Below are 14,949 nucleotides of genomic sequence, written 5' to 3'. Positions count from 1 at the left end.
ATTAGGGCGAAGAATACGCCCGCCTCCACACCCCAGACGATGTGGGTTAGTTTCATATAGAAGAAGCACCGCAGGACTATGACTGGTCCCCTGCGGAGCTTCCTGTCACCCGGCGATATCGCGAATGGCGATCTCGCTCATGATGCGTTGCAACACCTGATCGATGGACAACTCCGTGGAATCCAGCTGTATCGCGTCAGCCGCCGGCTTGAGCGGGGCTACTGCGCGCTGGGTGTCACGTTCATCACGTGCACGGATCTCATCTAGCAGACTCGACAGACTAACATCCTCGCCTTTGCCCTTCAACTGCAAATATCGGCGACGAGCCCTCTCCTCCGCGCTGGCGGTGAGGAAAATCTTCAATGGTGCGTCCGGAAAGACAACCGTGCCCATGTCGCGACCATCGGCCACCAGCCCCGGCGGCTCCTGGAATGCGCGCTGGCGCTGTAGCAACGCTTCGCGCACCGCCGGCAGCGCGGCGACCTGGGACGCCCCGGCACCAACGGTTTCAGTGCGGATGACGTCACTGACTTCGTCGCCTTCCAGGACGATTCGCTGCAATTGACCGTCGGTCGCCGCAATGAACTGCACATCCAGGTGCGCAGCCAGGGCCTTGAGCAACTCTTCGTTGGTCAGGTCCACGCCATGGTTGCTGGCCGCAAATGCCAGCAGGCGATACAGGGCCCCCGAATCGAGCAGGTTCCAGCCCAGTTGCCTGGCGAGGATCCCGGCGACGGTGCCCTTGCCCGAGCCGCTCGGGCCATCGATGGTGATGACCGGTGCCTTGATGTTCACGACTGTGCCTCTTTTGCCACTCGAATGCCGACCTGCTCGCACAGCGCCAGGAAGTTCGGGAACGATGTCGCGACGTTGGCGCAGTCATGGATGCGAATCGGCGCGTTCGCCCGCAGGGAGGCAACACTGAAGGCCATGGCGATGCGATGGTCACCGTGACCATGAACTTCGCCGCCGCCGATCTGGCCGCCGTCGATGATGATGCCGTCCGGCGTCGGCTCGCATTTGACGCCCAGCGCCAGCAAGCCATCCGCCATCACCTGGATACGGTCCGACTCCTTGACCCGCAGCTCTTCGGCGCCGGTCAGCACCGTCCGTCCTTCTGCACAGGCGGCAGCCACGAACAGCACCGGGAACTCGTCGATCGCCAGGGGAACCAGCGCCTCGGGAATCTCGATACCCTTGAGTTTAGCCGCTCTGACGCGAAGGTCCGCCACCGGCTCGCCGCCCACTTCACGCTGGTTCTCCAGGGTGATGTCGGCGCCCATCAGGCGCAGGATATCGATCACGCCCGTACGGGTCGGGTTGATGCCGACGTGCTCGAGCACCAGCTCGGAGCCTTCGGCGATGGATGCGGCCACCAGGAAGAACGCCGACGAAGAGATATCGCCCGGCACTTCGATGTGGGTCGCGGTCAACTTGCTGCCCGACTCAACGGACGCGGTAGCCCCGTTGACCGTGACCGGATAACCGAAGCCGCGCAGCATGCGCTCCGTGTGATCGCGGGTCGGCGCCGGCTCGGTGACGGTGGTCTTGCCTTCGGCATAGAGACCGGCCAACAGCAGGCAGGATTTTACCTGGGCGCTGGCCATCGGCATGGTGTAGGTCAGGCCCTTGAGCTTGTTGCCACCACGGATGACCATCGGCGGACGACCTTCGGCGGCCGTCTCGATGACCGCGCCCATTTCCCGCAGCGGGTTGGCCACGCGGTTCATTGGCCGTTTGGACAGCGACGCGTCGCCGGTCAGGGTGCTGTCGAACTCCTGCGCGGCCAGCAGACCGGACAACAGGCGCATCGAAGTGCCGGAGTTACCCAGGTAGATCGGGCCCGGCGCAGGCTTGAGACCATGCAAGCCGACACCGTGGATCGTCACGCGGCCGTGGTGCGGCCCTTCGATGACCACCCCCATGTCGCGGAACGCTTGCAGCGTCGCCAGGGCGTCTTCGCCCTCGAGGAAGCCTTCCACCTCGGTCACGCCTTCGGCCAGGGAGCCGAGCATGATCGAGCGGTGGGAAATCGATTTATCGCCCGGTACACGAATACGCCCGCTCAGGGAGCCACCAGGTTGTGCCAGGAAAATCAGATCGTTGGAATTCATAGCGTCCACATAGGCCCGACGGGCCAGGATTTTACTGAAATGCTCGCGGGCCACCCTGGCGCGTGTGAAAACGCCCAGCAATTGGTGCCCGTCCCCTGCATCGACCGCGTCGCGCAAAGCGTCGAGGTCGCTGCGAAATGTATCGAGTGTGCGCAGGACAGCTTCGCGGTTGGCGAGGAAGATGTCGTGCCACATGACCGGGTCACTACCGGCGATTCTCGTGAAATCGCGGAAACCGCCGGCAGCGTAACGGAAGATCTCAAGATTTTCATTGCGTTTGGCCAATGAATCCACCAGACCGAACGCCAACAGGTGCGGCAAATGACTGGTGGCGGCCAGGACTTCGTCGTGACGCCCGACCTGCATGTGCTCGACATCGGCACCCAACTCGCGCCACAAGCGGTCCACCATCGCCAGCGCAGCCGGATCGGTCTGCTCCAGCGGCGTCAATATGACCTTGTGACGGCGAAACAGCCCGGCGTTGGAAGCTTCCACACCGCTCTGCTCGGAACCGGCAATCGGATGACCCGGCACGAAGCGCGCCGGCATCCCGCCAAAGGCTTCGGTGGCCGCGCGCACGACGTTGCCCTTGGCACTGCCGACATCGGTCAGGATCGCCTGCCCCAGGTCCATGGTCGCCAGCCGCGCCAGGAGTTTTTCCATGGCCAGGATCGGCACTGCCAACTGAATCACGTCAGCGCCCTGGCACGCAGCCGCCAAGTCATCTTCGCAGCGGTCCACCACGCCCAGCTCCACCGCCAGCTTGCGCGACTGCGGATCCAGGTCGACGCCGACCACCTCGCGGCACAGGCCGCTTTCGCGCAAGCCCTTGGCGAACGAACCACCGATCAGTCCCAGACCGACCACCACCAGGCGACCGATCATAGGTGCAGCAGGTTGCAGTGAAGTGACATCAACCACGAGCCAGGACCTTGCTCAACGCCTCGAGGAAACGGCTGTTTTCCGCTTGCAGGCCGACGGTGACGCGCAGATGGTTCGGCATGCCGTAATTGGCCACCGGACGCACGATCACGCCTTCACGCAACAAGCCCTGGAATACAGGCGCAGCAACACGACCCAGGTCGACGCAGATGAAGTTGCCTTTCGACGGAATCCAGCCCAGGCCCAGCTCACGGAAGCCGGCCTCCAGCTGCTGCATGCCAGCCTCGTTCAGGCGACGGCTCTGCGCCAGGTACTCTTCATCCTGGAGCGCAGCGCAGGCAGCGGCCAGGGCAAAGCTGTTGACGTTGAACGGCTGGCGCACGCGGTTCAGCACATCGGCCACCACGGCGGTAGACAGGCCGTAGCCGACCCGCAGCGATGCCAGGCCATAGGCCTTGGAAAACGTGCGCGAAACCAGCAGATTCGGATACGCCGCGAGGAAGTCCAGGCCATCGGGCAGGTCGCTGCCTTCGGCATATTCGATGTACGCCTCGTCCAGCACCACCAGCACGTGCTCCGGGACGTCCTGCAGGAAGTCGTCCAGGGCCTGGGCATCGAACCAGGTACCGGTCGGGTTGTTCGGGTTGGCGATGAACACCACCCGGGTATTGGCATCGATGGCCGCCAGCATGGCCGGCAGATCGTGCCCCCAGTCCTTGGCCGGAACCACGTGGGCGTCGGCACCGACCGCCTGGGTGGCGATCGGATAGACCGCAAACGCATGCTCGCTGAATACCGCATTGAGGCCCGGCGCCAGGTAAGCACGTGCCACCAGTTCGAGAATGTCGTTGGAGCCGTTGCCCAGGGTCACCTGGTTCAGCTCGACACCACAGCGCTCGGCCAGCAGGCTTTTCAAGGCAAAGCCATTGCCATCGGGATAACGGGTCAGCTCGGCCAGTTCGTCACGGATCGCCGCCAGCGCCTTGGGACCGGCACCCAGCGGGTTCTCGTTGCTTGCCAGTTTGACGATGCTGGCCGGATCCAGATCCAGCTCGCGAGCCAGTTCGTCCACGGGCTTGCCCGGAACGTAAGGCGAAAGTTGTTGCACGCCTGGCTGTGCCAGGGCGAGGAAGTTGCCACTCATTTGCTATCCGCCCTTAAAGAACTGCCTTGGGGTAGGAACCCAGCACCTTGAGTGCCACTGCTTCCTGACTGATTTTCTCCAGCACACCTTTTACCAGCGGATCGCGGTGGTGGCCGACGAAGTCGATGAAGAATACGTAGGTCCATTTACCGCTGCGCGACGGACGAGTCTCGATCCGGGTCAGATCGATGCCATTGTCGTGGAACGGCACCAGCAGTTCATGGAGCGCACCGGGTTTGTTGCTCATGGAAACGATGATTGAGGTCTTGTCGTCACCGGTCGGTGGCACTTCCTGGTTACCGATCATCAGGAATCGCGTGGAGTTGTCCGGACGATCCTCGATTTTCTCAGCCAGGCGGGTCAGCCCGTAGAGGCCGGCCGCCATGTCGCCGGCGATCGCCGCCGAGTTCCACTCCCCCTTGACCCGCTTGGCCGCCTCGGCGTTGCTCGATACCGCCACGCGCTCGACATTTGGATAATGGGCGTCCAGCCACTTGCGGCACTGGGCCAGGGATTGGGCGTGGGAATAGATCCGGCTGATGCTGTCGGTCTTGGTGTTCTCGCCCACCAGCAGGTGATGGTGGATGCGCAGCTCGACTTCGCCACAGATCACCATGTCATGCTCGAGGAAGCTGTCCAGCGTGTGGTTGACCGCGCCTTCGGTGGAGTTTTCCACCGGCACCACGCCAAAATTCACCGCGCCGGCCGCGACTTCGCGGAAGACCTCGTCGATGGCCGCCATCGGCTTGCTGATCACAGCATGGCCGAAGTGCTTCATGGCGGCGGCCTGGGTGAAGGTCCCCTCAGGGCCCAGGTACGCCACTTTCAACGGTTGCTCGAGAGCCAGGCACGACGACATGACTTCGCGGAACAGCCGCGCCATTTCTTCGTTGCTCAGCGGGCCCTTGTTGCGCTCCATGACCCGCTTGAGCACCTGAGCTTCACGCTCGGGGCGATAGAACACCGGCACTTCACCCTCGGCAAGGGAGGCCATTTTCACCCGAGCGACTTCCTGGGCGCAGCGCGCGCGCTCGCTGATCAGCTCCAGGACTTTTTCGTCCAGGGCATCGATGCGCAGGCGCAGCGCCTTGAGTTCTTGCTCTGACATCAGCCGTGTTCCTTCTCGAACTCTGCCATGTAGGCGATCAGTGCGTTGACCGCATTGATGTCCACGGCGTTGTAGATGGAGGCGCGCATGCCACCGACCGAGCGATGGCCCTTGAGGTTCAGCAGCCCGCGCTCGTCGGCGCCCGCCAGGAACGGTTTGTCGAGACGGTCGTCGGCCAGCCGGAACGGCACGTTCATCCAGGAGCGGTCGGTCTTGTTGATCGGGTTGCTGTAGAGGCCGCTGGCATCGATGAAGTCGTAGAGCGTGCGCTGCTTCACTTCATTGAGCTTGCCGATGGCTTCGACACCGCCCTGCTCTTTCAGCCACTCGAATACCAGGCCCGACAGGTACCAGGCCAGGGTCGGCGGCGTGTTGTACATCGAGCCGTTGTCGGCCGCGACCTTGTAGTTGAGCATGGTCGGGCACACGGAACGGGCATGCCCAAGCAGGTCTTCACGAATGATGCTGACCAGGATACCGCTCGGGCCGATGTTCTTCTGGGCGCCAGCGTAGATCATGCCGAAACGGGAGATATCCACGGGGCGCGAAAGGATGTCCGAAGACATGTCGGCCACCAAGGGCACGTCGCCGGTTTCCGGGATCCAGTTGAATTCCAGGCCGCCGATGGTTTCGTTCGGTGCGTAATGAACGTAGGCCGCGTCCTTGGACAGGTTCCACTCGTTCTGGCCGGGAATGGCGAAATAGTCGTAGGGCTTGGCGGTGGCGGCAACGTTGACGTGGCCATAACGCGAGGCCTCTTCAATGGCTTTCTGCGACCAGATACCGGTGTCGATGTAGTCGGCCTTGCCGCTTTCCGGCAGCAGGTTCAACGGGATCTGGGCAAATTGCTGGCTCGCGCCGCCCTGCAGGAACAACACCTTGTAGTTGGACGGGATGTTCAGCAGATCGCGCAGGTCCTGTTCGGCCTTGGTGGCAATGGACACGAACTCATCGCTGCGATGGCTCATTTCCATGACGGACAGGCCCTTGCCATGCCAGTCGAGAAGTTCACCCTGGGCACGCTTCAGGACCGCTTCAGGAAGCGCCGCCGGGCCGGCACAGAAGTTATAGGCTCTCTTGCTCACATCCAATCTCGCTCTGATCTGGTGGTCACACATTAATACGGTATCAGCGGGTGCCCATTGTGGGAGCAAGGCTTGCCCGCGATTACAGACTTGCATTCAACATGAATGTCGACTGATCAATCGCTATCGCGGGCAAGCCTTGCTCCCACAGCTCGCTCCCACAGTTGAGCTGTCATGCACAGTCTCGCAAATTTTCAAAAGGGACAAACAACAAGGGGGCGAATCTTCATCCGCCCCCTGCGTGTCCGCTTATTCCTGCGGTTCTTCTTCGTCTGCGGCAGCGTCGAGCGATTGATCCTCGCCGGTCATGTCGTCGACATCGGCACCCAGGGTACCGTCGAACGCCACGCCATCATCCTCGCCTTCCAGCTCTTCGCCTTCGACTTCAGACGGCTCCTGCACCCGCTCAAGCCCCACCAGCGTTTCATCGCTGGCCAGCTTGATCAGCGTCACGCCCTGGGTGTTACGGCCCAGGCTCGACACTTCGTCGACCCGCGTACGCACCAGGGTGCCCTGGTCGGAGATCAGCATGATCTCTTCGCCATCGAGCACCTGGACCGCGCCGACCAGACGGCCGTTACGCTCGTTGCTGACCATGGCGATCACGCCCTGGCCGCCGCGCTTGTACTCTGGGAACTCGCTGATGGCGGTACGCTTGCCATAACCACGCGCCGAAGCGGTGAGGATCTGGCTGCCTTCTTCGGGAATCAGCATGGAAATCAGCTTCTGGCCTTCCGGCAGGCGCATGCCGCGCACACCGCGGGCGGTACGGCCCATGGCGCGAACGTCGGACTCCTTGAAGCGGGTAACCTTGCCACCGTCGGAGAACAGCATGACCTCACGCTCGCCGTCGGTGATGGCGGCGGAAATCAGCACGTCGCCTTCGTCCAGCTCCAGGGCGATCAGGCCCACGCTGCGCTGGCGGCTGAAGGATTCCAGCGGGGTCTTCTTGACGGTGCCGTTGGCGGTCGCCATGAATATGTAGTGGCCTTCGGTGTATTCCTCGACCGGCAACATGGTGGTGATGTACTCACCGTCGTCCAGCGGCAGCAGGTTGACCAGCGGACGACCACGTGCGGCGCGGGACGCCTCGGGGATTTCGTAGGTCTTGAGCCAGTACACCTTGCCCTTGCTGGAGAACAGCAGCAGCGTGGTGTGGCTGTTGGCAACCAGCAGGTGGGCGATATAGTCCTCGTCCTTGACGCCAGTAGCCGACTTGCCTTTGCCGCCGCGACGCTGGGCCTGGTAGGCCGCCAGCGGCTGGGTCTTGGCGTAGCCGCCGTGGGAAATGGTCACCACGCGTTCTTCTTCCGGGATCATGTCGCCCAGGGTCAGGTCCAGGCGCGCATCGAGGATCTCGGTGCGGCGCACGTCGCCGTATTCGGCGCGGATCACTTCCAGTTCTTCGCGGATCACTTCCATCAGGCGCGTGGCGCTGTTGAGGATGCGGATCAACTCGCCGATCTGGTTGAGGATCTCCTGGTACTCGGCCAGCAGCTTCTCGTGTTCCAGGCCGGTCAGGCGGTGCAGGCGCAGCTCCAGGATGGCTTGCGCCTGTTCCGGGGACAGGAAGTACTTGCCGTCGCGCAGGCCGTATTGCGGATCGAGGTTCTCCGGACGGCAGGAATCGGCGCCGGCACGCTCGACCATGGTCATCACCGCGCTGGATTCCCAAGGCGTGCTGATCAGCGCTTCCTTGGCTTCCGACGGCGTCGGCGAGGCCTTGATCAGGGCGATGACCGGGTCGATGTTCGACAAGGCAACGGCTTGGCCTTCCAAGATGTGACCACGCTCACGGGCCTTGCGCAGTTCGAACACGGTGCGGCGGGTGACCACTTCGCGACGGTGACGCACGAAGGCTTCCAGCAGGTCCTTGAGGTTCAGGATCCGCGGACGGCCATCGATCAACGCGACAATGTTGATACCGAACACGCTTTGCAGCTGGGTCTGGGCGTAGAGGTTGTTGAGGATCACCTCGGGCACTTCGCCACGGCGCAGCTCGATCACGACGCGCATACCGTCCTTGTCGGACTCGTCCCGCAGCTCGGTGATGCCTTCGAGCTTCTTCTCCTTGACCAGCTCGGCGATCTTCTCGATCAGACGGGCCTTGTTCAGCTGGTATGGGAGTTCGGTGATGACGATCTGCTGGCGGCCACCGACCTTGTCGATGTCCTCGACCGTCGAGCGGGCGCGCATATAGATGCGGCCGCGACCGGTGCGATAGGCCTCGATGATACCGGCACGACCGTTGATGATCGCGGCGGTCGGGAAGTCCGGACCGGGGATGTATTGCATCAGCTCATCGACGTTCAGCTCGGGGTTGTCGATGAGGGCCAGGCAACCGTCGATGACTTCACCGAGGTTGTGCGGCGGGATGTTGGTCGCCATGCCCACGGCGATACCGCTGGAACCGTTGACCAGCAGGTTCGGAATACGGGTCGGCATGACCGCCGGGATCATTTCGGTGCCGTCGTAGTTCGGCACCCAGTCCACGGTTTCCTTGTGCAGGTCGGCCAGCAGCTCGTGGGCGAGCTTGGTCATGCGCACTTCGGTGTATCGCATGGCCGCGGCGTTGTCGCCGTCCACGGAGCCGAAGTTGCCCTGGCCGTCTACCAGCAGGTAGCGCAGGGAAAATGGCTGCGCCATCCGGACGATGGTGTCGTACACGGCAGTGTCGCCGTGGGGGTGATACTTACCGATCACGTCACCGACGACACGGGCGGATTTCTTGTACGGCTTGTTGAAGTCGTTGCCCAGCTCGCTCATCGCGAACAACACGCGCCGGTGCACGGGCTTCAAGCCATCGCGCGCATCCGGCAGCGCCCGCCCGACGATCACGCTCATTGCGTAGTCGAGGTAGGACTGTTTCAGCTCGTCTTCGATATTGACCGGGAGGATTTCTTTGGCCAGTTCGCCCATGAGAAGCCTGATTCCTTTTTCTGGTGAAACCTCGTCACATCCAGACGGGACGAACGAAGCTCGCCGCTACAGGACAAGTGCCGTGCAGCGACTTACGACAAATCAACGAGTTATGCCATGGATCTGCGCAGTAAAGACCGCTTCGTGAAGCGGCCCTGGAAACCGCCGGATGTTATCACAAGAGCCGCCACGCACCTATCCCCCTGATGCGCATGGAGCATAGTTAGTTGACCGGTGACAGGCTGAAATGGGACGAGAGGGGCTTAGAAGCGCTGCGGCTGGAGAAATTGCACTCAAATGCAAGAAGATTCGCAGGTTTCAAGGGCCTCATCGCGAGCAGGCTCGCTCCCACGGGAGTGCTTTGTATGCCCAGGGTTACTGGCACACCACAATTCCCTGTGGGAGCGAGCCTGCTCGCGATGGCAATGCACCAGACAAACACTGTCTCAATGCAGGCGCTTGCGACACATCAATTGTGCCATCTTCGCGGTATCCGGACGCTCGACGATACCCTTCTCGGTGACGATGGCATCGATCAGGTCCGCCGGCGTGACGTCGAACACCGGGTTGAACGCTTCCACATCAGCGCCGACCCGCTTGCCGCCGACTTCCAGCAGTTCGCGCCCGTCGCGCTCTTCGATCGGGATGTCCTCGCCGCTGGCCAGGCTCATGTCGATCGTCGAGCTCGGCGCCACCACCATGAAGCGCACGCCGTGGTGCATCGCGCAAACCGCCAGTTGATAGGTGCCGATCTTGTTCGCCACGTCACCGTTGGCGGTGATGCGGTCGGCGCCGACGATCACCCAGGTCACGCCCTTGGTCTTCATGATGTGGGCGGCAGCGGAGTCGGCGTTGAGGGTCACCGGGATGCCCTCGTTGGCCAACTCCCACGCGGTGAGGCGCGAGCCCTGCAGCCATGGACGGGTTTCGTCGGCGTAGACCCGCTCGACCATCCCCTCGATGAATGCACCGCGAATCACCCCCAGGGCCGTGCCGAAGCCACCGGTGGCCAGGGCACCGGTGTTGCAATGAGTCAGGATGGCCTGGGCATTGCCCTGGTGCTTGCGGATCAGGTCGACGCCAAGTTGGGCCATGGTCAGGTTGGCTTCACGGTCACTTTCGTGAATGGCGATCGCTTCGGCCTCAAGGGCGGCCAGCGGCTCGGCATGCTCTTTCAAGCGCGCCAGGCGGTCACGCATCCGGTCGAGGGCCCAGAACAGGTTCACCGCCGTCGGCCGGGACTCGGCCAGCAACGTGAAGTCAGCTTCCAGCGCCGCTCCCCAGTCCCCGCCCTCGGCCACCCTCGCCCGGGCGGCCAGCACTACGCCATAAGCCGCGCTGATGCCGATGGCCGGCGCGCCGCGCACCACCATCGTACGAATCGCCTCGGCCACGCCAGCCGCGCTGGTGTAGGCGATCCAGTTTTCCTCGAACGGCAAAACACGCTGATCCAGCAGGTACAGGGCGCCATCCCGCCAATCGATGGCCTTCACCTTCTCCGCAGCCAACAGTTGATCGCGCATCCTACACTCCGCACTCTTGAACAAAGCCGCCGATTATAGCGATCCCTGCGTGATGACGCTCGGGTATACTTCGCCATCCTTTATAACCCATGGAACCGATCCACGATGCCCAAGCCTGCCGTTGCGCTCGACTTACTATTGCTGCCGACCTGGTTGGTGCCTGTCGAACCCGCCGGTGTGGTACTCAAGGATCATGGCCTGGGTATCCGCGACGGTTGCATCGTGTTCATCGGCCCACGGGCCGAAGCCCTGAAATGTGAGGCTGCCCAGGTTCGCGAGCTGCCGGGCATGCTGCTCAGCCCGGGCCTCATCAACGCCCACGGCCATGCGGCGATGACGCTGTTCCGCGGCCTGGCCGACGACCTGCCCCTGATGACCTGGCTCGAACAGCATATCTGGCCGGCCGAGGGCAAATGGGTCGATGAGGACTTCGTGCGCGACGGCACCGACCTGGCGATCGCCGAGCAGATCAAGGGCGGCATCACCTGTTTCTCTGACATGTATTTCTACCCCAAGGTTGCCAGCGAACGCGTCCATAACAGCGGCATCCGCGCGCAAATCGCCATTCCGATCCTCGATTTCCCGATTCCCGGGGCCGCCAGTGCCGACGACGCCATTCGTCAGGGCATCGAATTATTCGGCGACCTCAAGCACCATCCGCGGATCAAAGTCGCATTCGGCCCGCATGCGCCCTACACCGTGGGCGATGAGAACCTGGAGAAAATCCGTGTGATTGCCGAAGAGCTGGACGCGGCCATTCATATGCACGTTCACGAAACCGCCTTCGAAGTGCAGCAGGCTGTGGAGAACACCGCTGAGCGGCCAATGGCTCGCCTGGGGCGGCTTGGCCTGCTGGGGCCGCGTTTTCAGGCTGTGCACATGACTCAGATCAGCGATGAAGACCTGGCCTTGCTGGTAGAAAGCAATTGCAGCGTGATCCATTGCCCGGAATCGAACCTGAAGCTGGCCAGTGGTTTCTGCCCGGTGGAGCGCTTGTGGCAGGCCGGCGTCAATGTAGCGGTCGGCACCGATGGCGCGGCGAGCAACAACGACCTGGACCTGCTGGGGGAAACCCGCACCGCCGCCCTGTTGGCCAAGGCTGTCGCCGGCTCGGCCACAGCCCTGGATGCCCATCGGGCGCTGCGCATGGCCACGCTCAATGGCGCCCGGGCGCTGGGCATCGAGGCCACCGTCGGCTCCCTGGAAGTCGGCAAGGCCGCCGACCTGGTGGCCTTCGACCTGTCGGGACTGGCCCAGCAACCGATCTACGACCCGGTGTCGCAGCTGATCTACGCCACCGGCCGCGATTGCGTGAAACACCTGTGGGTGGCCGGCAAGCCGTTGCTTGAAGACGGCCGGCTGACCCGCCTGGATGAACCGCAACTGACCGCCACGGCCCAGGCCTGGGGTCGCCGCATCAGCGGTCACGACGAATAACCCTGCCTCTTGAGCCACGGCTCGGGGCCACTGATTTTTTCAAGTTTTTCGAGGATCTGCACATGAGCAACGTCGACCACGCCGAAATCGCCAAATTCGAAGCCCTGGCTCACCGCTGGTGGGACCGCGAAAGCGAGTTCAAGCCGCTGCACGATATCAACCCGCTGCGGGTCAACTGGATCGACGAGCGGGTCAACCTGGCCGGCAAGAAAGTGCTCGACGTCGGCTGCGGCGGCGGCATTCTCAGCGAAGCCATGGCCCAGCGCGGGGCAACGGTGATGGGCATCGACATGGGCGAGGCGCCGCTGGCGGTGGCGCAGCTGCACCAACTGGAGTCCGGCGTCAGCGTGGAGTACCGGCAGATCACCGCCGAAGCCCTGGCCGAGGAAATGCCCGCTCAGTTCGACGTGGTCACCTGCCTTGAAATGCTCGAACACGTGCCGGACCCATCCTCGGTCATCCGCGCCTGCTTCCGCATGGTCAAGCCCGGCGGCCAGGTGTTCTTCTCCACCATCAACCGCAACCCGAAGGCATACCTGTTCGCCATCATCGGCGCTGAATACATCATGAAGCTGCTGCCTCGGGGCACCCACGACTTCAAGAAGTTCATCCGCCCCTCCGAGCTGGGCGCCTGGAGCCGCGCGGCGGGTCTGACCGTCAAGGACATCATCGGCCTGACCTACAACCCGCTGACCAAGCACTACAAGCTGGCCGCCGACGTTGACGTCAACTACATGATCCAGACCCTGCGCGAGGAATAAGTCGATGCGTCTCAAAGCAGTTCTCTTCGACATGGACGGCACGCTGCTCGACACCGCGCCGGACTTCATCGCCATCTGCCAGGCCATGCGCGCCGACCGTGGCCTGCCACCGATGAACACGCAGCACATCCGTGACGAAATTTCCGGCGGCGCCCGTGCGATGGTCGCGGTGACCTTTTCCATGGACCCGGAATCACCGGGCTTCGAGGAGCTGCGCCAGGAATTCCTCGATCGCTACCTCAAGGGTTGCGCGGTGCACAGCCATCTGTTCGACGGTATGGCCGAGGTTCTGGCCGATATCGAAGCCGCCAACCTGATCTGGGGCGTGGTCACCAACAAACCGGTGCGCTTCGCCGAGCCCATCATGCAGCAACTGGGCCTGGCCGAGCGCTCGAAGGTGCTGATCTGCCCGGATCACGTGAAAAACAGCAAGCCGGATCCGGAGCCATTGATCCTGGCGTGCAAGATGCTCGACCTGGACCCGGCCAGCGTGCTGTTCGTCGGCGACGACCTGCGGGACATCGAGTCCGGGCGTAGCGCCGGCACCAAGACCTGCGCGGTGACCTACGGCTACATCCACCCGGACGACAACCCCAAGCACTGGGGCGCGGACGTGGTAATCGATCACCCGTTGGCGTTGCGCGAAGTGCTGGATAATGCGTTGTGCAGTTGCTGAGCCGACGACTCCGTGTGGCAAGGCAATATAAGTAGATTTTTTTTTGTGGAGAGGGGATTTATCCCCGCTGAGGTGCGAAGCGCCTCCAAGAAATATCTGTCACTGCGGTGTATCAAGTAATACGCAGGGGGTCGCTTCGCGACCCAGCGGGGATAAATCCCCTCGCCACAGATCAAGTCCCGTCGCCACACCGTGCATCACCACGCATCGTTATGTTTCGTGAGGTTTTTTATGTTTGATTATTCCGCCCGCCCCGACCTGCTCAACGGCCGGGTCATCCTGGTGACAGGTGCCGGTCGTGGCATCGGCGCGGCTGCCGCCAAGGCCTACGCCGCCCATGGCGCCACCGTGCTGCTGCTGGGCAAGACCGAAGCCAACCTGACCCAGGTCTACGATGAAATCGAAGCGGCCGGCCATCCTCAGCCGGCGGTGATCCCCTTCAATCTCGAAACCGCCCTGCCCCATCAGTACGACGAACTGGCGGCCATGATTGAAACCGAGTTCGGTCATTTGGACGGCCTGCTGCACAACGCCTCGATCATCGGCCCGCGCACGCCGCTGGAACAACTGTCCGGCGAAAATTTCATGCGGGTGATGCAGGTGAACGTCAACGCCATGTTCATGCTCACCAGCACCTTGCTGCCGCTGCTCAAGCTGTCCACGGATGCGTCCGTGGTGTTCACGTCCAGCAGCGTGGGTCGCAAGGGTCGGGCATACTGGGGCGCTTATGGCGTGTCCAAGTTTGCCACCGAGGGGCTGATGCAGACCCTGGCCGACGAAGTCGATACCGTCGCGCCGATGCGTGCCAACAGCATCAACCCCGGCGCCACCCGTACCAGCATGCGCGCCCAGGCCTATCCTGGGGAAAACCCGCTCAATAATCCGACGCCAGAAGAGATCATGCCGGTCTATCTGTATTTGATGGGGCCGGACAGCAAGGGCGTCAACGGCCAAGCGTTCAACGCACAGTAGGCACCGCCCCTCACATCGCGGCGGTTTACCGTCGCGATGCTCACCCGCTTCAACGCCGAGCCAGGCGAACCGCCAAACCCATGTCGCGCGAAATCGGCGTGCCATGCGCGAGGTGTTTTCACTTCATTGATTTTCAATGGCTTTTATAAAAGTGAACGCACTGGCACGACTTTCGCTCTAACCCCTTCTAAACACGCCATGTCCGGCGGGTAACGGAGGTTGATACGAGGCCTGCGTCAGCCAGGGAAAGCAGACTAGACTCAAATCAGCGTCCTACGGGATTGACGGGCCAGTACGATACCCAGCCCAAAGCCACCTCATCCAGCCT

Annotated in this window: 11 protein-coding genes; 4 read left to right on the top strand and 7 right to left on the bottom strand. The window is 62.5% G+C overall.

What is annotated here, in order from left to right:
• Positions 1-105: 105 nt before the first annotated feature.
• The 7 genes from cmk to mtnA all read right to left on the bottom strand — a co-directional run bounded on the left by cmk (position 106) and on the right by mtnA (position 10,775).
• On the bottom strand, positions 106-795 hold the full coding sequence (gene cmk / locus LOY35_RS08445) for a (d)CMP kinase (RefSeq protein ID WP_258631917.1): 690 nt from the start codon (positions 793-795) through the stop codon (positions 106-108).
• The gene (locus LOY35_RS08440) at positions 792-2,999 is read right to left on the bottom strand and encodes a bifunctional prephenate dehydrogenase/3-phosphoshikimate 1-carboxyvinyltransferase (protein WP_258633516.1); all 2,208 of its coding nucleotides are present in this window, start codon (positions 2,997-2,999) and stop codon (positions 792-794) included. Before LOY35_RS08440 ends, cmk begins: the two co-directional genes overlap by 4 nt.
• A gap of 28 nt (positions 3,000-3,027) precedes the next feature.
• Positions 3,028-4,140 carry a histidinol-phosphate transaminase gene (gene hisC / locus LOY35_RS08435; RefSeq protein ID WP_258631916.1) on the bottom strand — a complete coding sequence of 371 codons (1,113 nt, stop codon included), beginning with the start codon at positions 4,138-4,140 and terminating at the stop codon, positions 3,028-3,030.
• A 13-nt stretch (positions 4,141-4,153) separates the two neighbouring features.
• Complete coding sequence (gene pheA, locus LOY35_RS08430) at positions 4,154-5,248, bottom strand: prephenate dehydratase (RefSeq protein ID WP_024778725.1); 1,095 nt, start codon at positions 5,246-5,248, stop codon at positions 4,154-4,156.
• On the bottom strand, positions 5,248-6,333 hold the full coding sequence (serC, locus tag LOY35_RS08425; RefSeq protein WP_258631915.1) for a 3-phosphoserine/phosphohydroxythreonine transaminase: 1,086 nt from the start codon (positions 6,331-6,333) through the stop codon (positions 5,248-5,250). Before serC ends, pheA begins: the two co-directional genes overlap by 1 nt.
• Before the next feature lie 249 nt (positions 6,334-6,582).
• Positions 6,583-9,252 (bottom strand): DNA gyrase subunit A, encoded by a 2,670-nt coding sequence (gene gyrA, locus LOY35_RS08420; protein ID WP_258631914.1) that lies wholly within the window; start codon positions 9,250-9,252, stop codon positions 6,583-6,585.
• 446 nt (positions 9,253-9,698) lie between these two features.
• Positions 9,699-10,775, bottom strand: a complete 1,077-nt coding sequence (gene mtnA, locus LOY35_RS08415; protein WP_258631913.1) for an S-methyl-5-thioribose-1-phosphate isomerase — start codon at positions 10,773-10,775, stop codon at positions 9,699-9,701.
• A gap of 105 nt (positions 10,776-10,880) precedes the next feature.
• Between mtnA and LOY35_RS08410 the strand changes: the two genes are divergently transcribed.
• The 4 genes from LOY35_RS08410 to LOY35_RS08395 all read left to right on the top strand — a co-directional run bounded on the left by LOY35_RS08410 (position 10,881) and on the right by LOY35_RS08395 (position 14,621).
• Positions 10,881-12,212, top strand: coding sequence for a TRZ/ATZ family hydrolase (locus LOY35_RS08410; protein WP_258631912.1), 1,332 nt, complete (start codon positions 10,881-10,883; stop codon positions 12,210-12,212).
• 62 nt (positions 12,213-12,274) lie between these two features.
• Positions 12,275-12,973: a bifunctional 2-polyprenyl-6-hydroxyphenol methylase/3-demethylubiquinol 3-O-methyltransferase UbiG gene (ubiG, locus tag LOY35_RS08405; RefSeq protein WP_024778720.1), complete on the top strand. Its 699-nt coding sequence runs from the start codon at positions 12,275-12,277 to the stop codon at positions 12,971-12,973.
• 4 nt (positions 12,974-12,977) lie between these two features.
• The gene (gene mupP, locus LOY35_RS08400) at positions 12,978-13,649 is read left to right on the top strand and encodes an N-acetylmuramic acid 6-phosphate phosphatase MupP (protein ID WP_181288831.1); all 672 of its coding nucleotides are present in this window, start codon (positions 12,978-12,980) and stop codon (positions 13,647-13,649) included.
• A 231-nt stretch (positions 13,650-13,880) separates the two neighbouring features.
• On the top strand, positions 13,881-14,621 hold the full coding sequence (locus LOY35_RS08395; protein ID WP_055127310.1) for a YciK family oxidoreductase: 741 nt from the start codon (positions 13,881-13,883) through the stop codon (positions 14,619-14,621).
• Positions 14,622-14,949 lie beyond the last annotated feature (328 nt).

It is taken from the genome of Pseudomonas sp. B21-028 (assembly GCF_024749045.1).
GTDB lineage: Bacteria > Pseudomonadota > Gammaproteobacteria > Pseudomonadales > Pseudomonadaceae > Aquipseudomonas.
The sequence above is the reverse complement of the archived record's forward strand: the minus strand, read 5'-3'. Positions and strand labels throughout refer to the sequence as shown.